Genomic DNA, 24,182 nt, shown 5'->3' on the forward strand with positions numbered 1-24,182 from the left:
CATTTAGCTAAACGTCTAAGCGAGTCAAGCGGCAAATCGCCGCGATGCGCGCCCCCGCCGTCCGCGCGCATTCGGCGGTTGCGCCGCCACCACCGCTTCGGACACATTGGCCGAAGACGGTGAGAGGATGACATGCTGGATCGACGGACGTTGCTGATCGGGGCCGGCGCTGCCTGCGCGCTCAAGGGCTGCGGGTCTTCGGTGGATGCCGTTGCGGCGCCGATGGCCAAGAGCCCGACGCGCTCGGCACGTCTGATCGCCGCCGCCCGTCGGCAGGTGGGCGTTACCGTCCATTACGATGGTGGCTATTCACGCATTCCATTCCCCAACGGCGACGTGCCGCGCGAGCGCGGCGTCTGCACCGATGTCCTCATCCGGGCCTATCGTGACGCGTTCGGCCTCGATCTTCAGGCGCTGGTCAATGCCGACATGCGGGCGGCCTTCCGTGCCTACCCCCGGAATTGGGGGCTCACCGCGCCCGATCGCAACATCGATCATCGGCGCGTGCCGAACCTCGCAACCTGGCTGACCCGCCGGCGCGCCGCCTTGCCGATCCCGTCCGATCCATCGGGTTGGCAGCCGGGCGACATCTTTACGTCGCGAGTCGGCCGCGGCTTGCCCCATATCGGGCTGGTCACCGACCGTGTCGGCCGCCGCAGTCGCCTCGTCCTCCACAATATCGGCGCCGGCGCACGCGAGGAGGACGCGCTGCTGCAATGGCCGATCACCGGTCGGTTCCGCTGGGACGTCGGCCGAGCCTGACCAAGGCGCTGAAAGGCCGGCTGCTGATGCCGGTGCAATCCGAAGGAGGTGAGACGTGCGAGGGGTGATGATCTTGGGGGCAGCGCTGGGCTGCATGCTCGCCTCGGCAAACGGCTTGGCCGCCGAAGTGAATACCGATCGTCTGGCGCCGCTGCGCGCTCTGGTCGGCGAATGGCGGGGCGAAAGCTCCGCCGGCCGGACATTGCGCATCAGCTACCGGCTGATCGCCAACGACACGGTGCTGGTCGAAAGCTGGCGCTCGCCGTCCGGACGAGAGACGATGACGGTCTATCATCAGGACGGGAGCGATCTCGTCGCGACCCATTATTGCGCCCAGGGCAATCAGCCGAGGCTGAGGCTTGGTGCCGACCGGCGAGACCACCGATGGCACTTCTTCTTCAGGGACGCGACCAACCTGTCTACGCCCCGAGCCTCCCACCTGCACGAATTCTGGATCGAGCCGCTCGATGCCGGGACGATGCGGCGTAGCGAGACCTACACGGCCGACGGCGAACGCTCGGAAGAGAGCGCCGTCCTGAAGCGGATCGTTCCGGATCCGGGCGCCTGATCGAAACAGGTCTCTGCGGCCAAACAGCCCAGGATTGCACCTCGTATGGCGCGGCTCTGCCCGCTAAGGGCATGACGATGCTCACGGAACCTGAACCCACCAGCCTTCAATTCCTTCACGGAGACAGCCACGTTGCGGCGCGCATGCGTGCGCAGGACTGGTCATGCTCACCCTTGGGCGATCCTGAGCGCTGGCCTCAGGCGCTTCGGCTGATCGTCGATCTGATGCTCTCGTCCAAATTCCCGATGTTCGTGGCCTGGGGGCCGGAGCTCGGCTTTCTCTACAACGATGCTTATGCGGAAATCCTTGCCGCGAAGCACCCGGCCGCACTCGGCGCCCGCTTCCAGGAGATCTGGCTGGAAATCTGGCCGGACATCGTGCCGCTGGTCGACGCGGCGATGGCCGGCCGCGCGACCTTTCGCGAAGATCTGCCGCTTCGGATGCGCCGCAAGGGTTATGACGAGCAGACCTGGTTCACCTTCTCCTATTCGCCGGTGCGCGACGAAAGCGGCGCGGTCGCAGGAATGTTCTGCGCCTGCACCGAGACCACGGGCCGGATCGTGGCCGAGCGGGCGGTCAGCGAAAGCGAGATGCGGTTTCGCAACATGGCCGATCATGCCCCGGTGATGATGTGGGTCACCGACACGGACGGCTATTGCAGCTACCTCAATCGCGGATGGTACGAATTCACCGGTCAGTCGGCTGAGGAAGCCCAAGGCTTCGGCTGGCTCGATGCGACGCATCCGGACGATCGCACCGCCGCGGAAGAGACGTTTCGCAAGGCCAATGCCGCGCGGGCCCCGTTCCGTATCGAATATCGACTGCGCCGTGCCGACGGCACCTACCGTTGGGCACTCGACGCGGCCGCACCGCGCTTCGGCGAGGACGGCACCTATCTCGGCTATGTCGGATCGGTCATCGACATCGACGCACGTCGTGAGAGCGAGGAGCGGCAACGCGAATCCGAAGCGTCCCTGCGCAAGCTCACCAACGCACTGCCCGCCTTCGTCTGGTTCGCCGATCCCGGCGGCGAGCTTCGCTATTTCAACGACCGCTGGTACGAATATACCGGCCAGACGCCCGAGCAGGCGCTGCCCAACGGCTGGGTGGACACCCTGCACCCGGACGATGTTGCCGCCACGGCCGCGCGCTGGGCCGAAGCGCGCGCGAGCGAAAGCTCGTACGAAATGGAGGTCCGCTACCGGCGGCACGATGGTGCCTTTCGCTGGTACGTTGCCCGTGCCGAACCGATCCGCGACCCCGACGGGCTGGTCACGACATGGGTCGGCAGCTCGATCGACATCCATGACCGGAAGCAGGCGGAAAATGCGTTGCGAGCGAGCGAGGCGCAATTCCGGCTGATGGCCGACGCCGTGCCGCAGATCGTGTGGATCACCGATGCCGATGGCCGCGCCGAATTCTTCAACAAGCATTGGTCGGACTATACCGGAGCCGCCTTCGAGCCGACCACGGCGGCCCGCGTCGCGGCAGATCACGTCCATCCCGATGATGCCCAGGCGACGATGGACGCCTTCGACGAGGCCCGCCGCACCGGCAACACCTTCCTTGTCGAACATCGGATCCGCGCCGCATCCGGCGACTACCGCTGGTTTCTCGTGCGCGGGGAGCCCCACCGCGACGCCGCGAGCGGAAAGATCGTGCGCTGGTTCGGCGCCTCGGTCGACATTCACGACCGCAAGATTGCCGAAGCCGCGCTCAGGAAACTGAACGAGACTCTCGAAGCTCAGGTCGCGGCACGCTCGGCCGAGCGCGATCGCCTCTGGAACCTCTCGCAGGACATGCTCGCCCGCGCCGATTACAGCGGGATGATGTCGGCGGTGAGCCCGGCGTGGACGCAGGTGCTGGGCTGGAACGAGGCCGAACTGCTGACCCGGGGCTATGCCACCTTCATGCACCCGGAAGACGCGGATCCGACGCTGGCGGCAATCGCGGACATGTCACGCACACGCAGCCCGACCCGTTTCGAAAACCGGATCGCGACCAGCGCCGGCGGATGGAAGCCGATCGAGTGGACCGTCGCGCCGGAACCGGATGGCATCAACTTCATCGCAGTCGGCCGCGACCTCAGCCACGCCAAGGCGCGCGAGGCGGAGCTCGCCGCTGCCCAGGAAGCCCTCCGCCAGAGCCAGAAGATGGAAGCGATGGGCAGTCTCACCGGCGGCGTCGCCCACGATTTCAACAATCTGCTGACGCCGATCATCGGCTCGCTCGACATGCTGGTGCGCAAGGGCATCGGCAGCGAGCGTGAGAAGAGGTTGATCGACGGTGCGCTGCAATCGGCCGAGCGCGCGAAAACCTTGGTGCAACGCCTGCTCGCCTTCGCCCGCCGGCAGCCGCTGCAGCCGACCGCCCTCGACATCCCTGCCCTCGTCGAGAGCATGGTGGATCTGATCGGTTCGACCGTCGGCCCGACGATCGACGTGCGTGTCGCGCTCGCGCCCGATCTGCCGCCGGCCCGCGCCGACGCCAACCAGCTCGAAATGGCGTTGCTCAATCTGGCCGTGAACGCGCGCGATGCCATGCCGCGCGGCGGCCAGTTGACGATCGCCGCCGATCAACCGGGCCCTCGCGCGACACGCCCCGCGGGGCTCAGACCCGGTCACTATGTCCGCCTTGCGGTCACAGACACCGGAACCGGCATGGACGAGGCGACCCGCGCCCGCGCGATCGAGCCGTTCTTCTCGACCAAGGGCATCGGCAAGGGGACCGGACTCGGCCTCTCGATGGTGCACGGACTGGCGGCGCAGCTCGGCGGCGGAATGACGATCGAGAGCGCCCCCGGTCAGGGAACGACGATCGAGCTGTGGCTTCCGATCAGCACGACGCCGGTCCTTGAGGACGATGATCGTGCCGGCCAGCAGCAGGCGATGGTCGGGCGCGGCACCGCACTCCTCGTCGACGACGAGGAACTCGTCCGGATGAGCACGGCCGACATGCTGATCGACTTGGGGTTCGACGTGATCGAGCTGGCGTCGGCGGAGGAAGCCCTGCACCTCGTCCGAGAGGGCGCCGGAGTCGATCTTCTGGTCACCGATCATCTGATGCCGGGCATGACCGGAGTCGAGCTCGCGCGCCAGGTGCGGACCGTCAGCCCCGAGCTGCCGATCCTGATCGTATCCGGCTATGCGGAGATGGACGGTGTCGCGCCCGATCTCGCCCGCCTGACCAAGCCGTTCCGCAACGTCGATCTTGCCGCGCGGCTGGCGGCGCTGCTGCCGACTGCGACGCAGGCTAAACCAAGGACGAGATCATGATTCTCGGATCAGGCTGACTCAGCCTGATCCGATCATGCTCTGAGGCGCTCACCCGATCTCCTGCCAGGCCGATGCGATCTCCGCCAGCATGCCGCGGCCGCGGAGCAGCGGCTCCGCATCGTTGGCCTGGGCGGCGGCGATGGTGAGCCGGCGCGCCTCGCCACAGATCGTGGCCAGCAAGGCGGCGACGTCGCCACCCTGCGCGTGATCGAGGCTGGCCTCGAGCCCGGCGAGGAGCGCCCGCGCCTGGCGGGCGCCGCGCTGAATGAAGTCGCGGCGGCTGCAGGCCGCCGTCATCGCGTCCAGCGCCTTGATCAATTTCTCGAACAGGATGCCGACGAGCCCGTGCGCGCTCCGAGAGAGGACGCGGATTACGGCCAGGAAACCACCAATCTCGCCAAGGCCCAGATCCTCAGCCAGGCGAGCCAGGCGATGCTCGCCCAGGCCAACCAGAGTCAGCAGGGCGTGTTGAGCCTGCTCCGGTAAGCGTAGCGTACCCCACCCCCTCGACGACCCGGCGCGGAGAAGTCCGCGCCGGGCTTTTTCATGGGTGCGTCCGGGACGGCGTCGAACGGTCTGTCACACGATCCGCCGCAAGCGCCGCTTCGAACGCCGGAAACAGGCGCGCGTTCGCGGCGTCGGTGACATGGTCGCCGTCGAAGAACAGGATCGTGCCGCCGAGCACGGCGCCGCAACGCGCCGCCGGGCACAGGATCGGCAGCGGATCGAAGATACGGGCATTGGGCAGGCCGCCCGCCAAAGCGTGCAGCTCGCGCAGGATTGCCGCCCGCTGCCGTTCGACGGCGTTCCGCGCGATCTCCAGGCCGGCCCTGCAATCGGGATTAGCCCGATTGAACCAGTCGGAACAGCGATAGGGCACGGACGGCAGCACCGGTTTCGGCGCCTCGAACACGAGCATGACGCCTTTGGCCGACAGCAGGCGCAGCGCGGCAAGCACCTCGTGCTCGTCCTGCCGCCAATCCGCGCCCGCATCATCCGCACGCCAAGCCCGGTAGCCGGGGGCGAGACGCGGAAGCCGCAGGGACTCCATCAACAGCACGTCGCCGCGCTTCACGTCGCGCACCAGCAGGGCGGCGGCGCCCCGGCGGAACGCGCGGCAGGCGCCAGTGTCCCGCGTCAAGCGGGCGATGCGCGGGAACTCGCATCCCTCACGGTGGAGAATGATCGCCGTTACCCGCCGCGCGGCGGCATCGCGCCGGGCGAGGCTGCCGGCCGCACGGGCATGCGAGTCCCCGACGACGAACAGTCGCCCGCCGTTCGAACGGCCGGCACAGAGCGGCGTCCACGCCAGCATCGTGCCGCCGGCGACCGGTCGGCTTTCGGATCGCAGCGCGCAGCCCGGCGGTTTCAGGTCTTTGAAGATCCGACTGTGATGCATCTGGCTGAGCGTCAGCCCGCCTTCCTGCGAAAAGAGCAGCAGGATCGCGGCGGCACAGATCATGGCGAGCCCGATGCCCGCGACGATCACCCGTCCCGGCGCCGCCACCGCACGATCCTTGAGGCTTCGCACCGGACGCTCGACGAAGGCGTAGGACGCGGCGGCAAGGGCAAAGGTCAGGACGATTGCGGCCGCTGCGGCGAGCGCCGTGTCGATGCCGATCGTCCAGCGAAACAGCACGAAAACCGGCCAGTGCCACAAATAAAGCGGGTAGGAGCGCAGTCCGATCCAGAGCATCGGCGCGGTGGCGAGCAGCTGACTGAGCCGAAGCCGCGGGCGTGCGGTGACCAGCAGGATCAGCATCCCGCTGCTCGCGGCCGCGAGGACGCTCGAACGAACCCAGCCCGCCGGATCGGGAAACAGCATTGCGAGAGCGAGCAAGGCAACGGCGAAGAGCATCAGCATCGCGAGCGCCGATCGGGGCAACGCCGCCACCCGCGTCCGCCCGGCCTCGCTGGCCATGCCCAGGCAGGTTCCGAGCGCCAGCGCCCAGAAGCGGCTTGGCATCAGGTAGAAGGCCAGGCGCGGTGCCGGCGCGCGCAGCCCGATGCACAGCAACAGCGAGCCGACGCCGAGCAATGCGATCGTCAGCAGCACCCCGCGCCGCCCCGTGTCCGGCGCGCGAAGCCACAGCCAGATCGCCAGCGGACAGACGAGGTAGAATTGCTCTTCGACGCCAAGCGTCCAGCTGTGGAGGAATGGCTGGTAGTCGGCCGACGGCGCGAAATAATTGGCGTCGGTGAACGCAAGCACCAGATTGGCAGCGCCCGCCGCCGCGCCGAGCGCGATCGCGCGGGTGTCGGTCATCACGCCGACATTGGGGATGAACAGGATCGAGAAGAGCGTGACCGTCACCAGCATCAGCGCGAGCGCCGGCAGCAGGCGGACGATCCTGCGTGCGTAGAAGCCGGCCAGGAACATCGGCAGGGTCTGCGCGGGCTGGGCGATCAGCGACCGGGCGACGACGAAGCCCGAAATGACGAAGAAGATGTCGACACCGGCATAACCGCCCGGAAGCCGGCCGGGACGCAGATGGAACAACATCACCGCAAGCACGGCCACCGCACGAAGGCCGTCCACCGCCGGAATGTAGGCGCCCCGCGCGGCGCACGCTGCCGGATGATCCCCCCTCACCCCTCGGAGACCTAAACGCAATCATGGGGCTGGTCGAGCAGGCTTCGTCCGGCACGATGGTTGTTGCGCGGAACGAGGGTCTGCAGCAGCTTTGCTACCGGCGGCCGGCCAGCCGTGCGAGAAAGCCCGGTCGCGGGGCGGGCACGGCGGCCGGCCGGCGCAGGTCGGCGAGCCTGCGCTCGAATTCCTCCACCGTCACCGGCGCGTTCGGGTTGGCGATCGCGCCGACATGGGCTTCGGCCACCCTACCCGAGACGAAGTCGGCGGCGTCATGCTCGAAATAGCGGCCGTTGCCGACGTCGAACATCAGCAAGCGCGCGCCGGCGCTGTCCGGATCCGGCGTGAACAGCAGCGCCTGCGCCTCCTCCGGCACGAACGAGGCCATGATCGCCGCGCGCACGCGCTCGGTCGTGTTCGGCGGCGAGCCGTGGATCAGCCGGCCGTCGAAGATCACCGCCTGCCCCGCCTTCAGCGACAGCGCAGTGGCATGGCGGGCGATCCGATCCCGATAGCGCCAATAATATTCCGGGATCCCGGGCCCGTTGATCTGCCGCGACACTTTATGGCTGCCGGGGATGACGTGGAGCCGGCCATTGGCTTCCTCGACGTCGACCAGCGGGCACCAGAGGGTCAGCGAGGCGATATCGGGATCGGTGGTGAGCGTCGGATCGGTGTGCAGCGCGAGCGTGCCCGCGCCGCCTTTCTTGGCGACGATGCCGGCCGTGACCAGCCGATGCCGGTCGAGCAGGCGATCGGCCGCATCCGTCATCGCCGGTGCGAGCAATCGAAACAGACGCCGCCGCACCTCGAAATCGGAATCGATCACGCTCGCATAATAGGTCAGCCGGTTGCCGCCGATTTCCGACGGCTCGAACGCACCCGCGCTCACCTCCAGCACGTGCGCGAGCAAGGCCGCCGCCGTATCGGCATCGAACAGGTCGACGACGACGAATCCGTCCGCCGTGAACGCGTCCTGCAGATCCGAGTCCTTGAAGCTGGCCCTCACCCGCGATGCTCCCGCCCCTCGCTGGCAGAATGTGCGCCCACCGGCCGACCGTCAAGCGGCACCGGTCCGCCCGGTTGTGCCGCATCCGAGCATAGCAAGTTTTGTCGTGCCGACTTCTAGATCCTCCCATCCGCTTTGCGGACAGGCAAGGTCGGGATGATCGGATGAGATCGCCCCGCCGTCATTCGGCCCGATAGGCGCTTCGGAAAGGGGCGAACAGCGGGTCTTCGGTCAGCGAGGCGCCGCGCCCGTTCCAGACGGCGGCGACTCGCTCGATCGCCTCCGGGTCGAACCCGATCGGGCGGGGCCGCAGCCGCTGCAGGGCGGCGGCGAGGCCCCTGCCCCGGCCGTGGCGGATCGCACGCAAAAAGCGCGGCCGCACGGTACGGCCGATCGGCCCAGGCAAGCGCAGCATTTGCCGGGTGAGCACCGGATACCAGACATGCTCGGCCGGGCTCAGCGCCGGATTGATCCGCTTCGGCGCCGGCGGATGCGGCGCCAACCCGAGCCGCGCTTCTAGCGCGCCGGTGAACGCGGCCGGATCTGCCTGCAGCAGTTCGAACGGCATCACGATGACGTTTTCCGCGCCGAACGTTCGCCGGTAGAGCGCAACCAGATAATCATAATCCCACAAGCGCCGATCGGCCCCGAGCGCCGCCACCCAGGCATCGCAGAAGCCGGTGAAATCCAGCGTGCCGCCGACCCGCAGATATTGCGAATGGAGCGAGGGCAGCAGCGAGCGGATGCCGCGCAGGACGAGCAGGATGCGGGCGTTGGGAAAGATCTCGGCGAGCCGTGCGCAGGCCAGATCCTGCTGCCCGGCGAACGTATCGGGTATCTCGGGCACGCCGCTTCGGCGCGCCAGCCCCGCCTGCGCGCTCGGCGTCGCCAGCCCTTCCGCGCTGGTCACGCGGTAGCGCAGCGGCCGCGGCGGGGCGAACGTCGATCGGGAGATCGCCTCCGGCTCGGAATAGCCGGCGAAGCCGCGGTCGGTGAAGGCGAGCTGGGGATGGGACCGATACCAGCTGCGCAGGAACGAGGAGCCGGTCTTGGGATAGCCGATGTGGATCAGGTGACCGACTGCCGATCCCTCTCCGCCGCCTGCGCCTCGATCCATCCTGGTCCGCATCTGTTGTGGGCGGTGATCCGAAGCCTAGCAGCGCGGCGGCAGCCAAACAATCCCGCGGCGGTCGGGGTGCAAGGGCGATTGCATGAGACCTATCATCCTCCCTGTCGCCATAGGCGATGGGGAGGGGGACCATGCGAAGCATGGTGGAGGGGCCATCGGCGCCGTTTGCCCCTCCACCGCCTACGGCGGTCCCCCTCCCCATCGCCTGCGGCGACAGGGAGGAGCGAAGGGGGACACGACTCTGCAGACTCAAGTCCAATAAACTCAAGTCCAATCGCCTGAGCCCCCCGTCGCAAGCGCTCGCATGCCGATCCCGCCACCTAGGCAAAAGGCGCCGCAAGGATTATGCCATGTCGGGAAAGAAGTGGAGGGCGCGATGCGGACGACCTTTGCCGATCCGGACATGCGGGCTTCGCTGCGCGACGCCGGCTACGCCACCGCGCCGCTGCTCGATCCGGCCGAGGTCGCCGATCTCCATCGCAGGATCGCCGAGATCCGGCCGGACCTCGATTTCCCGGTGTCGGGCCTCACCCACATCTTCTATCATGCGAGCTTCCTCAGCCCCGATGTCGCTTATCGCAGGCGGGCGCTCGACATCGTCCGGGACGCCTTGCTTCCGAAGCTCCGCATGATCCTCCCGCATTATCGCGCGATCGCCGGCGGGCTGCTGGTCAAGGCGCCGCACAGCGGCGAGGTCGGCATGCATTGCGACTGGACGAGCACGCGCGACCTTGGCGATGTCAACATCGCCATCTGGTGTCCGCTCGTCGACGTCGACGACGACAATGGCGCGCTCCGCGTCATCCCCGGCAGCCACAAGCTGGTGGACAACGTCGTCGCCGCGGGGATCAAGGGTTATTGGCAGGGCTATGAGGAGGAATTGAAGGCGCGCACGATTCCGGTCCCGCTCGCCGCCGGCGAAGCCATGTTCTTCGACGTCTCCCTGCTCCACTGGTCGCGGGAAAATCGCTCCGACGCGCTCCGGCCCGTCGCCAACCTGCTCTGCGTCCACGAGGACTCGACCCCGGTCCTCTACGTCGCCAATCCGGCCCGCGACCGGTTCGAACTGTTCGACATGGCCGGCGACGCGATGATCGAGCACAGCGCCGCCGAGCTGTTCCGGGGCGAGGTCCGAACCCCGAGCCTCGGCACCATCCCCAACCCGAACCGCCCGGTCACGTTCGCCGAATGGGAGCGCCGCCTCGCCCGCCGGCGCGGCGAGGTCGATCCGCAGGGCGGCGGCATCGGCCACTGGATGGCGAGGAAGCTCGGCCTGCAGCCGCGCGGAGCACAGACGGCGTAAAGCAACGCCCCCGCCTTTACCGCGCCTCGGCTTGCGGCCGCTTTGGCCAATCCGCGAAAATCCGGTCGAGCGCCGGCGCCAGCGGTTCCGGACCATACAGGCTGAGATGATCGCCATTGTGGTACAGCGGACGTCCCCGGCCATCCAGCGAGGGGCAGAGTTTCGGGCCGCAAAGGGCGGACATGACCGGCCGGTAGCGCACGTTCGCATGGTGGGCGGCGACGCCCTCCAGGATCGGCTCGTAGCTGGCGCGCTGTGCGTCCGCTTCCGCGCGGGTCAGCCCCGCTTCGGCGATCGCGCCCCTGGCGTGGATCTGCCTTGCGCGATGCAGCGGGCTCAGCGCCTCGCCGGTGGGGATGTCGTCGAGCAGGATGAAGCGTCGCTCCGGAAACTGCGTGACCAGCCTCTCCAGGCCGTTTCGGAAGGCGACGACATTGTAGGCCGCGCCGGAGCCGTCATAGTCCGCATCATAATAGAGGTTGAGCGGCTCGCGATAGCTTCGCCCGGTCGCCGCTCGCGACCAAAAGCCGGTGACGATGACGGTGTGGAGCTCGGGGTGGCGACGCAGATAGTCTTCGAAGGCATGCTGGAGCCGCTCCGGCTGCGGCCCGTAGCGCGGCTTGCGTCCGGGCAACGGCAGGAAGCCGCTGAGCGCGAATTGCACCCCCGCCACACCGTGTCGGCGCGCGGCATCGAACACGCCGTGGCCGAGCGAAACGGCATGGCTGTCGCCGACCAGCATGAAGCTCGGCGCGACGTTCGGCGCGCCCCGCGGGCATAGCGCGTCGGCGCGTGCCCGTTCCGGCGTGGCCCTGAAGCAGCGGCGCCACGGCACCTGCAGGCGCTTGGCATCCAGCAGCCTTGCGAGCTGCGGATGGCGCTGCGGCAACCCCTTGCTCGCGATCAGCGCCGCGCCGAGGGCGATGCCGATCAGCGACGCGAGCGCGACCGCGGCGAACAGCCTGCCCCGGCCCGCGAGCCGCCGCCGCGTGCGGATCGGCTGCTCGATCCACCGCCACGACGCCGCCGCCAGCAGCATCGAGAGCACGACAGCCCCAACCGCTTCGCCCGGCGCAAGCGGCGCCGCCGCGCCGTAGCTCAGCGCAACGATCACCGGCCAATGCCACAGATAGAGCGAGTAGGAGATCCTGCCGACGAAGACGAGCGGCCGCACCGCCAGCAGCCGGTGGACCGCTGTATGCGACTGTGCGCCGCTGGCCAGGATCGCGGCCGCCCCGAACGCCGCCAGCGCCTGATGGCCGACGGGCGCGGACGCGCCCTCCGATCCGCTGAGCAGCGCGACGATCACCGCCGCGAGCCCGGCGATCGCCACGCCATGGGCAAGGCCGGGGCGCCGCCCGATCGGCAGTGCCGCAAGCGCCAGCGCGCCGCCGAGGCCGAGCTGCCAGGCGCGCGCCGGCAGCAGGTAGAAGGCCGCCGGCGAGCCCCGGTGCGACAACCAGGCGCAGAGCAGCAGCGAAAGCAGCGTCAGCAGCGCGATCGCCGGCACATGCGCTCGCCGCGGCGTGAACCGTACCAGCAGCCACAATCCCAACGGGGCGAGCAGATAGAATTGCTCCTCGACCCCGAGCGACCAGCTGTGGAGCAACGGCTTGGTCAGCGCGGACTCGACGAAATAGCCGGTGTTGGTGACGTAGAAATAGATGTTCGAGACATAGGCGATCGCCGCCACCAGGCTTGCGCCATAGTGGGCGAGGTCCGGCGCGATCAGCTGCCAGGAGGCCCACGCAGTGGCTCCGAGCAGCATCGCGAACAGCGCCGGGAACAGCCGCCGCATCCGCCGCTCGAAGAAGTCCGCCGCCGAGAAGCGGCCCGCCACCATCGGCTCGTAGAGGATCCGGATGATCAGATAGCCCGAGATCACGAAGAAGATGTCGACGCCCAGGAAGCCGCCGGGAAAGCCGAGCCCGGCATGGTAGAGCACCACCGGCAGCACCGCGAGCGCGCGGAGGCCGTCTATGTCAGGGCGGTAGCCTCGCCCGGCGGCGTGCTCAGCCACGAGGCCGGGACCGGACGGCTGCGGGTACGTGACGGCATAGTCCTGCGCGCGTAGGCGAAACCGCGTAAAAGGATGTCGTCACCTCTGCCTTCGCAACCGAATAACGCTGATGAACGATCGCGCCCGCCCCCGTCGATGCATGCCGGTTTCGCCATGGCCAAAGCGCGCCGGCTGCGCAACCGTGTCGCCGCCGGCACCAGCCCGAATGCGCGGGAGACGGTCGCCTCGGATTGGACGGGGCGGCAAAGCCGCCCGGGCTGCCAAGGAGCTGAACAAGCATGGCGTTCGGCCGGCAGGTGAGCTCCGGTTGCGAATGGCCGTTGGCGCTTCAGCCTTGCCGTGCCATGGCCCGCACTCCGACAGGATGACGAAGCAGACGGAGGCAAGTTGAGCGCGAGATTTGGCCGGAAGAAGGCCCTCCGTCGGTCAATAGCGCCGTCGAATACTTGGCACGGCGAAACCGGCAGTCCACGCATGCCATTCGCGGCCGCGTGGGCGGAAGCGCCGCTCGTTCCAGCCGGGATGGGGCTTCATCGATGAAGGGCACGCGCTTCGTCGCGATGGGCCTCATCGCCGCCTACGTCGTCCAATCCGCCTTTCGGCTCGCCGCTCTTTCTCCGCTTTATCATTATGGTCGCGGGAGCGTTCCGTTCCATGCCGCGGCGCTGCTCCTGGCGAGCCTTGCGGGAGGCTGGATGCTGATCAGAGTGCGCGGGCGGCCGGGCGGACAGTTGCTGGTGGCGCTGCTCCTGGCGGCATTCTGGACTCTGTTGATCCTCTTCGATGTCGTGGCGTTCGTCACCGCGCCGCGTTTCCATACGGCGATGCCGCTCCAGACGGTCGCCGAATTCTACTGTGGTGGGGCGGCCGAACGCTGCGCGGAGGCCCGCCCGGGCGTCGTCGCACTGGTCGGCACGATCGCTGCAGCTTTAGCTTTCTTGATCTGGTTCTCTGCCGATGCGCTGGCCGGCTTCGCTCAAAGCGTGGCGAAGCGCGTCGCCGGCACATGGAGCGCGCGCAGAGTCCCATTGCGTCCGGTGCTCTTGCTGTTCGCATTGCTTTATGCTGCGCCGTGGCTTCTGCTCCCCGGTCAGGCGGCAAACCGCGAGCCGCTCGTCGGCTTCCTCAAGCCGGTAGAATTCACGGCCGGTCCAAGGGAGTTACTCACCCGCCAGCGCCCCCAACACAGGCTTGCGGCAACGGCGGCTGCCAGGCCTCGCACGCTCGTCCTGATCACCGTCGACAGTCTGCGCGCGGACGCGGTGGAACTTCGCCCCGGCCGCGCGTCGCTGACACCCTTTCTGCAAGGGCTGGCGAGTGCCGGCAAGCTCCACGACCTCGGGCCGGCGACCGCGGTTTGCGCGAATTCCTATTGCGGCATCATCGCGCTCCAATCCGGCAGCGACTGGGCCGCGTTGCAGGACGGCCCGCCTCTCACCCTTCCGGACGTGCTCGCCGCAAACGGCTATCGCAGCCATTTTCTGCTTAGCGGGCCGCACCGGGAAGACATGAACCTGGGCGAGCTGTACGGCCCGAACATCGCCACCTTCCTCGATGACGCCAGCGAGGATTCGGTTGGTCTCGGCGACGATCGTGAGCAGGTCCGACGCCTCGCTGCCCTTCCAATCCACGATCCCGCGCGAACCTATCTCTCGATCCACCTGATGTCCGCGCATCGGGCCGGCTTCCGCTTCAGCTCGGCGCGCGAAGAAGCAACTCTGTGGCGGGCGCTGTTCGGCGCCGGCAGCCCGCGCGACAATGCCGCTTTCTATCGCAGCGGGGTGCGCCAGGCGGACTGGATCATCGGCCGTGTCTTCGCGACGCTTGCGCAGCGGGGGCTGCTCGCCGACGCCGTCGTCGTGATCACTGCCGATCACGGTGAACGCTACGCCAAGGGTCAGCGGCCCGGCCACGGCGTGCCGCTCGACCCCGACGTCGCGGCCATCCCGCTGCTGGTCTACGACAGCCGGGCCGGGGCGTGGCCGCGCCAGACGAGCGCAAGCCAGATCGACGTCGCGCCGACCTTGCTTGCCGCCGCGGGGATCGAACGGCCTTCATGGTGGCGCGGCAGCCCGCTGCAACATCCGCTGCAGCGGCGCGGCGCACCGATGGACACGCTCCATGCCTCCGCCCTGGTCGGAACCGTCGGCGGCCGTCAGGTCATGATCCGCTGCGCCACAAGGACGGGCGGTACCAAGATCCTCGGGATGGACCACAAGCCGGTGCCGCCGGCCCTCGCAGCAGCCGCGCTGGCCGCGGCACCAGCGCTGCACCACGGCCTGGCCGCGCGCACTGACGCGGGGCGGTGCTTCCGCTAAGCCTCAGGGTAGGCTGACCATGATCACGCCGACGCTGTTTCCCTGGCCGCATTCCGTTGCCAGCTGACAGGGGGCTGGATCTCGACGGCATGGACAACGCCTGAGCGAAGCGCAACTGGGTGAGCGAGAGGGCGAACCATTGCCGCCTCGCAGTTATCGTGAGACGCCACTCCTCGGGCTGCTTCGCCAGACCGGTCCGCATGAGGTTGAGAGCGACGGAGCGAAACGCCGCATGCAGATGCGCCTCGTCCATCGCCACGAAGCCGAAGCGACCTTGCCACAGATGGCCGCTCACCCCCGTCCGCGCGTTGACATATCGTGTATGGTGACGCTGAACGTGGCAAGCCCTCCTAATTCCGCGGCACCGCGATCACATGGACGTGGTTCGGCATCGGGCGATGATCAAGCGCCCCCGCCGGAACCCTGCATCTTGCCGGGGGCGAGATGCCCCTGATCAGGACCAGCTTTCGACTGCGGCCCTCTGCGCACCGGATCCGCCGCGCCATTGTGCCGGCCCTTTGCCCCTGCAATCGCGCGCTCGAATGCGGGGTAAAGCAGATCATTTGCCGCATCGGTGACGTGGTTGCCGTCGAGGAAGATGAGCGTCCCGCCGCGCCGTGCACCGCAGCGGTCGCCGGGGCACAGGATCGGGAGCGGATCGAACAGGATGACGTTCGGCATCGTCTTCGCGAGCCGCTCCATCTCCGCAACGACGGGCGCCCGCATGGCGTCGATATCGGCGCGTGCGATCGCCAATCCGCGGCGGCATTCGGGATTGCCGCGGTTGAACCAGTCGGAACAGCGAAACGGCGCGCTCGGCAGCACCGGCTTCGGCAGCTCGAAGATCAGGACGACGCCCCGCATCGCCATCGCCCGGAGGGCCGCGAGGATCTCCGCTTCGTTCTTCTGGAACTCGGATCCTTCGCGCACGGGGATGTCCGCTCCCGTCCCGCGGGCTATGGTGAGGTCCCGAATGCGCAGCCCTGGCAGGAACAGGATGTCCCCGGGCTTCGCGATGCCGACGAGTTCGCGCGCCACGGCGCTCCTGAATTCCTGGCATGCTTTCATGTCGCGGTCCTGCCGAAGCACCGGCGGAAATCTGCACCCGGAATGATGATAGATCGTCGCGGGCACCTTATGCTCGACGACATGCCGCTGGATCAGGCCGGCATAGACCCGCGCATGCGAATCCCCCGCGACGAGGAGCCGGCCGCCGGGCCTCACGCCACCACATGTCGGCGACCAGGATCGCACAACCCCGCCGTGGAAGGCATGCTGGTCATAGGCAAAGGCGCAGCCCGCAGAGATCGAAGGGGCGGATGGGCGCGCCTGCTCGATCCGGCTCAGCGTCAGAACCCGTTCTTGGGAGAAGAGCAGCAGGATCGTCGCAACGCAAACCGCAATCGCCGCCAGTCCGGCTGCGATCACGCGGCCGGGCGCTCTCTCCGCGAGAGCGCGATAGCTACTGAACGGCCGCTCGACGACGGCATAGGAGAGAGCCGCGAGTCCGAACGTCATCGCCAGGGAGAGCAGGATCGCGAAGGCACCCTCGAGCCCGATCGTCCACCGGAACAGCGCGAAGACAGGCCAATGCCAAAGATAGAGCGAATAGGATCGCCTGCCGATCCAGACGGCGCCACGTCCGGCGAGAAGCCGATCCGACCAATGCCGGCCCAGGGCGGAGGCGATCGCCGCGATCACCGCGGCACTGAGCACAGCGACCACGCTCGGCCGCAACCACCCCGGCGAGCCCGGCATCAGCATCGCCGCAAGCAGGCCGGCGGTCCCGACCGATATCGCCGCGGACAGCACCTCGATCCGAAAGCTTGCCAGGCGCGGCTGCCACTGCGCGCTCGTCAGGGACAGGAGAACTCCGAGGCCGAGTTCCCAGAAGCGCGTCGGCATCAGGAAGAACAATGCCCTCGGCGCCGCCGTGCGGAGAAGAAGGCAGAGCAGCAACGACCCGGCTGTCGCGGCAGCGACGGAGAGAAGCGCGAGGCGCCGATCCGAGTCCCTCCTGCCCCGCGTCCACAGCCAGATCAGCCATGGGCAGGCCAGATAGAATTGCTCTTCCACCCCGAGCGTCCAGCTGTGCAGGAGCGGCTGCAGATCGGCCGATGGTGCAAAATAGTGCGCTTCGGTCAGGACAAGCAGGATGTTCGAAGCGCCCATCGCGGCCGCCAGTGCCATCTCGCGGATGTCGGTTTTGCTTCCCGCCAACGGAACGAAGAGGATCGACGCCAGGGTGACGCAGACGATCATGACGAGCAAGGCCGGCAGCAGCCGGATCATCCGTCGCGCGTAGAAGCCGGCCAGAGCGGTGCGGAGCCGCTCGTGCGGGCGCATCGTCAGCGACCGCGTCACCACGAAGCCCGAAATGACGAAGAAGATGTCCACCCCGGCATAGCCGCCGGGGAGCAACCCCGTGCGCAGATGGAACAGGATCACCGCCAGCACCGCCACCGCACGCAGGCCGTCTATCGCCGGAAGATGCCCGGCCTGGCAAGCGGCGCCGGCGATCCGATTTGCGTGCAACATGCGGCCCGGTAGCGAACCGGCCCCACGCGGTCGAGCGCACAGCGCCGGCCGCGACGCTGCGCCGCAAGTCACACCGTCCAGCAACACACTGCACGCGAACGTTCGAACGGTTTAACAGGGTGACGGGGCAACTCCCGGCGCGGAAGCCATGACGCACGACGGTGCATGATCCGCCAACCCGCCCGGTGCCTCGATATCCACCCGACGTCGCCCACCATTGCGCCATCTGCTGCCGTCTGGGCTTCTCCCGCGCGTGCCGGGACGGCTTGCCGTCGGAAGCATGGCCGACCTGCTCGACAAATAAGGATGTTCATGCTACGTTCCGCCTCAGTCCGGCGATTGTGTCCGTTGCGCCTCCCGGCCAGCGACCAGCCGTCCGAAACCATAGCACCGGGGCCGTCGCACGGGCCTTCTTTGAAGCCGATGGTTCAAGCGAATGAACGAAGGCGGCCGGCGCGACGGCCGGCCGCCTCGCCGCTGTCCCGCCGGCGCTGCTGCCCGGGTCCGCAGAGCGGCCACCCTCCCGCAAGTCGACCGTGATGAGAATGAATATACTTGGACGAGGGCGCCCGACGGCGGGTGAGGATCGACCGTATTATCGGTGAATACGGTCGTGCGAAGCCGCCCGACAGCGGCGAAAATCGACCGTAATAACGGTCAAAACGGTCGCGCACCTTCCCGCCCCGCTCCTGCCCCATCCGTCATCCCAGCGAAGGCTGGGATCTCAGGCCGGAAAGGGCACGGAGCTCTCGCTTCCCGCGGTTGTCCTGTTACCGTGATGGCCCCCCATAAGGGCTTGAAGTGCTCGCCCGCCTCCAGGCCAGGGACTTCCACCTCAAGGCGGCGCAGGCGATCTTCGCACAGGTGACCAAGACCAGCCTGTTCGACCTCATTCGCTGACGGCGGCAGCGGCCCTGCCTTGCTGCGGGTGCGGGGATCCGACAAAGCGCGGCCTCGACACCCTATGCGAGGCTTCATGACCGACCTCTTCTGGTCCCGCCGATCTCTTCTGGCTGCGATCGCAGCCGCCCCGCTGGCAGGCTGCGTCCACGTACCGGACCGCCCCCATGCCGGCTTCGTCGACGGGCTGAGCTTTCTTCCCAAGGATCTGGGCGACATCAGGAGCGCCGGACTTTCGGCGATGATCTGCGACGTGTCGGAGGTCGGCGAGGTTCGCGATCCGGACGGCACGCCGCGCTATCGCCGCACCTTCGAGACCAATGACAAGGCGATCGAGGCGGCGGCAGCGCGGTTGCACGGCAGCGACCTTGCCTACGTCGCCGACAAAGGCAGCGACATCGGCCGCCGTTCCGGCTGTGCCGCCTTTCTGCAATTCCAGTCCTGCGAGCCGATCGGCAACGATCTCGGCCGCCTCGCTTATTTTCACGGCAAGGGCCTCCGGGTGCTGCAATTCACCCATCACAACGACACGGCGTTCGCCGGCGGGGCGCTCGAGCGCGTCCAGAGCGGGCTGACGCCGCTCGGCGTCGCCGGGCTCGAGGAGATGAACCGGCTCCGCATCCTTCCCGACGTGTCGCACGGATCCGTCGCCACCATGGTCGAAGCGGCGCGGCGCAGCCGGACTCCGCTCGTTTACTCGCACGGCGCGTGCCGCGCGATCCTCGATCATCCGCGCTGCATTTCCGACGAGGCGATCCGCGCCATTGCCGATCGCGGGGGCGTGATCGGCATCTTCATGATGAGCTTCTGGCTGACCCGCGATCCGGTTCCCCGGGTCGAGCATCTGATTGCCCACATCCGTCACGTCGTCCGCATCGGCGGGATCGGCGCCGTCGGCATCGCCAACGATTTTCCGATGGGCGGGCAGGAGAATCTGCTGAAGCTCGGCAACGACAATCGCGAGGGCGTGAAGGAGTATCTGGAATGGTGGCGGGCGATGCGCGCGCTCGGCATCCCGGGTTTCGAATGGACGCCCGAACATGTCGTCATTCCGGAGCTGAACAGCCTCGATCGCATGGCCCGGATCCAGCGGGCGCTCGAGGCGGACGGCTTTCGCGCCGGTGACATCGAACGGATCATGGGCGGCAACTTTGCCCGCGTGCTCACCGACGTGCTCGGATAAGCGAACAGGCGCGATCTCGCGATCGCGCCTGCTCTTGCCCATCACAATGGTCCGACGGGGCGGCGCCGATGTCCGCCCCCTCGCCCGTCCTCAGAAGCGGAAGTCGACGCCCGCGTACAGCATCCGCCCGAACAGGTCGTAGGTCGTCGCCGACGTCTGCGTACCCGGGAAGGTGACCGGGTTGGTGTCGTTGAACAGCGGCGGCCGCTTGTCGAACACGTTGTTGATGCCGAAGTAGAGTTCGAACTTGCGAGCATCCTCCGGGCCAACGCCGACGCGCATCTGTGCGTCGTGGTACCAGAAGGCACCGGTACGGATCGGCTCCGGATCGGTGATGTCGTCGACCACCGAGCTGTAGTAGTTGGCGCGCCAGTTCAGCGACCAGTCGCCGACGTGCAACGTTGCGGAACCGAACACCTTGTCCCGGAAGCCGGTGCCGAGGCGACCGCAGCTGTAGCAATCGAGCTGACCGACTTCGTCCTGGGTCGGGCCACCCGGGAACGAGGTCTGCTCCTGCGACAGCAGGTGGTTCCAGTAGACCGACAGGTCGAGGCGAGCCCGTCCGAAGTCGTGGTTGAACCGGGCTTGCGTGTCGATGCCCTCGACCAGGAACGATCCGGTGTTGAGGTTCAGCGCATTGACGGTGATCACCCGGCCCGATGCATCGCGGACGATGTTGTTGCAGAAGATCGCTTCGCCGCTGCCGGTGAGGCATTCGTCGAGCGAGGTCTGCTGGCCGATGATGCCGATCGCGTTCTCGACCTTGATCCGGTAATAATCGACGGTGAGGCTGAAGTTGCGCAGGAAGGTCGGCGTGAACACGACACCGGCGGTGAGGGTTTTCGCCTTTTCCTCTTCGAGATTGAGGTTGCCGCCCAGGAAGCCGTTGATGTTCTGGATCTGCGCGGTCGAGTAGACGAAGCCGCCGGCGGTCTGCGAGGCCGCTGCGATCGCCGGATTGGCGAGGCAGGCGGCGGGCAGCGAGCCGCCCGGGATCGTGATCGGTGCACCATCGCCTTCACCGCCACGCTGGTCGCACGGATCGGTCACCGCCGGGAAGGTTTCGCTCTGCGCCGCGAACAGCTCGGAGATGCTCGGCGCGCGGGTCGCTTCGGCGTAGATCGCGCGGAACCGGATGTCGCGGGTCGGCGCATATTCACCGCCGGCCTTCCAGCTCCAGACGCCGCCCACGGTCGAGTAGTCGGCGTAGCGGACGGCACCTTCGAGACCGAGATAATGGAAGCCGCTCGTCTCCGAAAGGATCGGCGCGACGACTTCGGCATAGCCTTCCTTGACGTTGTACTTGCCGCGCGTATCGGACAGGAAGTTGCCCAGGGTCTGGCCGAGGTTGGTCGCCTCGTCGAAGTCCTCGGTGCTCTTCTCACGCCGATATTCGGCACCGATCGCAAAGCCCAGCGGGCCGCCCGGCAGCTGGAACGCATTGCCGGAGAAGGATCCGGAAATGACATCCTGCTTCACCTTCGCGTCGTAGGTCGAGAGCAGGCCGCCTGCGGTGACGTAGTTCGATGCCTCGGGCGACGCCGTGTTGAAGCCGAAGATGTTGATCGGCACGCAGGCCGGATCGTTGTTGTTGGGATCGGCATCGACGTTGATCGAGCAGACCGGGCCGTTCGGTCCGGCGACGGCGTTCAGCGCGTTGACGTAATTGGGGCCGAGGATCGTCTCGGACGCGGTGTGATCCTTGGACTCGCCGTGATTGTACGAAACGTCCCACTTGAAGCCGTTTCCGATCTCGCCGCGAAGGCCGACCACCGCGCGCCAGAGTTCCCGATCGTTGCGGTTGCTGCGATCGAAGATGTCGTTCGAACGGCGACGGAAGGCAATTCCGGTGATGTCGTTGTCGGGATCGGCATCGCTGTTGAGCGCATTCGCGGCGGCAAGGATCTGCGACGGAATGAACGGATTGGTCAGCGGGATGCCGGCATAGGGCGTGCCGTCGGCATTGGTCAGATCGGTGTCGGCAACCGCCTGCGGCTCGAGGCTGGAGCGTGCCTTGGTCTTGGCATATTCGCCCTCGACGAAGAGCTCGACGCCGTCGGTGACCTGGAACTTGCCGAGGATGGTGCCGAGGTAACGCTCGACCGGGGTTGCGAGATAGCGATCGTTGTTGCGGTTGTAGCCGTTTACGTTCGCGCTCTGATACGGAATGACCTGGTTGCCCTGGTTGAACGTGAACGTCGATGCACCCGGCGCGAAGCTTCCGTCCGGGCTGAACAGGCCTTGGGCCGAGAACGAGCTGCGATTGGGCACGTCGACTGCGGAGAAGGCGCGGTTGCGGGAACGCAGACCTTCATCGCGATCATATTGACCGTAAGCGATGATGTGGCCGCGGCCGTCGGCGAAGCTGGTGCCGCCGGTGACCGAGACATATTGGCGGGCGGCGTCGCCCTCGTCCGAAATGGTCCCCTGACCGCGCACGCGCAGGCCGGTGAAATCGTCGTTCAGGACGAAGTTGACCACGCCCGCGATCGCTTCCGATCCGTACACTGCGGACGCGCCGCCGGTGACGACTTCGACGCGCTCGATCAGGTCCGTCGGGATGGTGTTGAGGTCGACGATCGACGTGCCCGGCAAACCGGCGACGAAACGGCGACCATCGACCAGCACGAGGGTGCGTGCCGAGCCGAGATTGCGCAAGTTGACGGTCGCCTGACCGTTGCCCGTGGTCGAGAAGTTGCTCGACGTGCGGCTGATGTTCTGCCCCACGGAGGGCAGTTCCGAAAGCGCGTCCTGCAGGTTGGCGGCGCCAGTTGCCTGGATCCCCTCGTTCGAGAGAACGGCAACCGGAACGGACGCGGAGACGTCAGGGCGCGCAATGCGCGATCCAGTGACCACGATCGTGCCCTCACCCTCGCCGGCGGAGTCGTCCGCGCTCTGTGTGGTGTCCTCGACCGACTCGACCGGACCGGTCTGGGACCAGGCGGCGTGCGGGGCTGCCGCCATGCCGATCAGCAGCGTCGATGCCAAAAGACGCACCTTGTAAGTCTTTCTCATATGCCGTCCTTTCCGCCAGTTCGGTTACCGTTTGCAACGGAACTGTAATGTTGTGGGACGGGCCCCTAGTCATGTGCCGTGCGCCGGCCAAGCATGTGCGAAGGGGGCAGCAGAGTTTCCGGACGATTGTGCCATTCCGGCAACAGACGCCGGAGTCCCCGCTGCTCCCGATGCTTTGGTCTCGAGCAACGTCATCGGGGCTGGTTGACTGCCGCCGCGTCGCTATCGCTTCCCGCGACGGGAGAACGATCGGCCGCACGACCCTCGAACTGGTGGAACCAGGCAGTTGATAAGGCGATTGCACGAGCGACCAAGGTGGAACGGAGAACATGGAAAGCGTCGAACTCCTGCTCGGCCTGGCCGAGAACGATCTGGTGCTTGCCTTGCTGCTGTTCGCAGGAACGACGGCCCTCGTCGCCTGCTGCGTGCCGGGCGCGATCGTCGGCATGTCGGTCTCGGCCGCATCCCTGCTCGGCAACTGGCTGGCCGTGCCGGTGGTCTCGACGGGAGCGCTTGCGGGCAGTCTGATCCTGTTCCTGACGATCCGGCATGCGGATGCGGGCCGCGCGCGGCGGCGGCTCGGTTCGAAACTGCAGACCATCGAAAAGCGATTCGTGAAGCACGGCGCGTGGTACATCGTCGGGCTTCGCCTGTTGGGCGCGCCACACTTCCTGGTCACCGCGGCGAGCGCCTTGCTCCCGCTGCGGGCATCGACTTTCGCCACCGCGACGGTCGCGGGGCTGCTCCCTGCCATCGCCACTGCCGCAGCAGCGGGGGCCGCGCTCTAGGTCGGACGCGCCTGCATCCTCCGTCAGCTCTGGCGCAGGATCTTCTCCATCTTCTTCCCCCTGGCGAGTTCGTCGACCATTTTGTCGAGACGGCGTATCTCGCGCATCGTCGGCTCCTCGATTTCCTCCACCCGCACCCCGCAGATCACGCCGGTAACCTGTGATCGGGCCGGGTTCATGCCCGGCGCCTGAGAGAAGAAGTCTTCTAAGCTGACGCCGCTGGCCAGCTGCGCGTCCAGTGTCTCCTGACTGTGCCCGGTCAGCCAGCAGAGGATCTGATCGACCTCTGCTTTCGTCCGGCCCTTCTTCTCCGCCTTGGTGACATAATGCGGGTAAACGCTTGCGACGCTTACCGAATAGACCCGGTGCTTGGTCATGCCCGTTCCTCGAGATCCGCGTTCGATGGCCGCATATACGGGAAAAGCCGTCCGAAGATCACCCGCCGTATGCCGCTTCGGCGTGCGCCCGGCGGCGGACCTCTTCCCGCCCGGCTCGCCTTCCGCTGCGACACACTGCATTACAAAGTCGAAGCCGCGGAACGTACGTGGTATGGTCGCGTGGCGGAGAGCAGGTGCGATCATAAAAGCACAGTGGACCGGAATTCGTAAACCAATTTAATAAATTGGCATTGTCCAGTTTGCGCCTGTGTGACAGCAATATGTCACCGACGTTGGGGAGCGAAGCGGGCTCGAGGTCATGGCATGCCTCTGGTCCGCGGAATGGCCGCATGAAATCGCGGCCGCCGCTGTTCCTCGACGCGGCAGGGAGCAAAGAGGAAAATAGA

15 protein-coding genes and 1 pseudogene are annotated in these 24,182 nt (G+C 67.2%); 8 read left to right on the forward strand and 8 right to left on the reverse strand.

Annotated features, from left to right (window positions below; all coding sequences use genetic code 11):
• Positions 1-132: 132 nt before the first annotated feature.
• The 3 genes from ETR14_RS00085 to ETR14_RS00095 all read left to right on the forward strand — a co-directional run bounded on the left by ETR14_RS00085 (position 133) and on the right by ETR14_RS00095 (position 4,605).
• Positions 133-762: a DUF1287 domain-containing protein gene (locus tag ETR14_RS00085; protein WP_129382792.1), complete on the forward strand. Its 630-nt coding sequence runs from the start codon at positions 133-135 to the stop codon at positions 760-762.
• A gap of 67 nt (positions 763-829) precedes the next feature.
• A complete protein-coding gene (locus ETR14_RS00090; protein WP_129382793.1) occupies positions 830-1,330 on the forward strand; it encodes a hypothetical protein in 501 nt (166 codons plus the stop codon).
• A gap of 71 nt (positions 1,331-1,401) precedes the next feature.
• Complete coding sequence (locus ETR14_RS00095; RefSeq protein WP_129382794.1) at positions 1,402-4,605, forward strand: PAS domain S-box protein; 3,204 nt, start codon at positions 1,402-1,404, stop codon at positions 4,603-4,605.
• A 48-nt stretch (positions 4,606-4,653) separates the two neighbouring features.
• On the opposite strand, the gene fliS is transcribed toward ETR14_RS00095, so the two are convergent.
• The gene (fliS, locus tag ETR14_RS28040; protein WP_243455691.1) at positions 4,654-4,923 is read right to left on the reverse strand and encodes a flagellar export chaperone FliS; all 270 of its coding nucleotides are present in this window, start codon (positions 4,921-4,923) and stop codon (positions 4,654-4,656) included.
• A gap of 36 nt (positions 4,924-4,959) precedes the next feature.
• Between fliS and ETR14_RS29605 the strand changes: the two are divergent.
• Positions 4,960-5,091, forward strand: a pseudogene (locus tag ETR14_RS29605) (flagellin); the annotation flags it as partial.
• 58 nt (positions 5,092-5,149) lie between these two features.
• Here the strand turns inward: ETR14_RS29605 and ETR14_RS00105 are convergent.
• From ETR14_RS00105 to ETR14_RS00115, 3 genes are all read right to left on the reverse strand, one after another.
• A complete protein-coding gene (locus ETR14_RS00105) occupies positions 5,150-7,198 on the reverse strand; it encodes an acyltransferase family protein (protein WP_129382795.1) in 2,049 nt (682 codons plus the stop codon).
• A 94-nt stretch (positions 7,199-7,292) separates the two neighbouring features.
• Complete coding sequence (locus ETR14_RS00110) at positions 7,293-8,204, reverse strand: phytanoyl-CoA dioxygenase family protein (protein ID WP_129382796.1); 912 nt, start codon at positions 8,202-8,204, stop codon at positions 7,293-7,295.
• Between the two features lie 181 nt (positions 8,205-8,385).
• Positions 8,386-9,321: a sulfotransferase gene (locus tag ETR14_RS00115; protein ID WP_165356232.1), complete on the reverse strand. Its 936-nt coding sequence runs from the start codon at positions 9,319-9,321 to the stop codon at positions 8,386-8,388.
• A gap of 388 nt (positions 9,322-9,709) precedes the next feature.
• Here ETR14_RS00115 and ETR14_RS00120 point away from each other — a divergent pair, with 388 nt between their 5' ends.
• The gene (locus tag ETR14_RS00120) at positions 9,710-10,636 is read left to right on the forward strand and encodes a phytanoyl-CoA dioxygenase family protein (RefSeq protein ID WP_165356233.1); all 927 of its coding nucleotides are present in this window, start codon (positions 9,710-9,712) and stop codon (positions 10,634-10,636) included.
• A 16-nt stretch (positions 10,637-10,652) separates the two neighbouring features.
• On the opposite strand, the gene ETR14_RS00125 is transcribed toward ETR14_RS00120, so the two are convergent.
• On the reverse strand, positions 10,653-12,656 hold the full coding sequence (locus ETR14_RS00125) for an acyltransferase family protein (RefSeq protein WP_129382799.1): 2,004 nt from the start codon (positions 12,654-12,656) through the stop codon (positions 10,653-10,655).
• 536 nt (positions 12,657-13,192) lie between these two features.
• Between ETR14_RS00125 and ETR14_RS00130 the strand changes: the two genes are divergently transcribed.
• Positions 13,193-14,974, forward strand: coding sequence for a sulfatase-like hydrolase/transferase (locus ETR14_RS00130; RefSeq protein ID WP_129382800.1), 1,782 nt, complete (start codon positions 13,193-13,195; stop codon positions 14,972-14,974).
• A gap of 402 nt (positions 14,975-15,376) precedes the next feature.
• Here ETR14_RS00130 and ETR14_RS00135 read toward each other — a convergent pair whose 3' ends face one another.
• Positions 15,377-17,512 carry an acyltransferase family protein gene (locus ETR14_RS00135; RefSeq protein ID WP_129382801.1) on the reverse strand — a complete coding sequence of 712 codons (2,136 nt, stop codon included), beginning with the start codon at positions 17,510-17,512 and terminating at the stop codon, positions 15,377-15,379.
• Positions 17,513-18,488: 976 nt separating this feature from the next.
• On the opposite strand from ETR14_RS00135, the gene ETR14_RS00140 reads away from it, so the two are divergent.
• Positions 18,489-19,595 (forward strand): membrane dipeptidase, encoded by a 1,107-nt coding sequence (locus ETR14_RS00140; protein ID WP_165356234.1) that lies wholly within the window; start codon positions 18,489-18,491, stop codon positions 19,593-19,595.
• Positions 19,596-19,685: 90 nt separating this feature from the next.
• Here the strand turns inward: ETR14_RS00140 and ETR14_RS00145 are convergent, their stop codons facing one another.
• Positions 19,686-22,610, reverse strand: coding sequence for a TonB-dependent receptor domain-containing protein (locus tag ETR14_RS00145; protein ID WP_243455692.1), 2,925 nt, complete (start codon positions 22,608-22,610; stop codon positions 19,686-19,688).
• 329 nt (positions 22,611-22,939) lie between these two features.
• Here ETR14_RS00145 and ETR14_RS00150 point away from each other — a divergent pair, with 329 nt between their 5' ends.
• Positions 22,940-23,398, forward strand: coding sequence for a VTT domain-containing protein (locus tag ETR14_RS00150; RefSeq protein WP_129382803.1), 459 nt, complete (start codon positions 22,940-22,942; stop codon positions 23,396-23,398).
• A 23-nt stretch (positions 23,399-23,421) separates the two neighbouring features.
• Here the strand turns inward: ETR14_RS00150 and ETR14_RS00155 are convergent, their stop codons facing one another.
• Entirely contained in the window at positions 23,422-23,775 is a 354-nt protein-coding gene (locus tag ETR14_RS00155) for a DUF2200 domain-containing protein (RefSeq protein WP_129382804.1), read from the reverse strand.
• Between the last annotated feature and the right edge of the window lie 407 nt (positions 23,776-24,182).

The sequence above is a fragment of the Sphingosinicella sp. BN140058 genome (genome assembly GCF_004135585.1).
Classification (GTDB): Bacteria; Pseudomonadota; Alphaproteobacteria; order Sphingomonadales; family Sphingomonadaceae; genus Allosphingosinicella.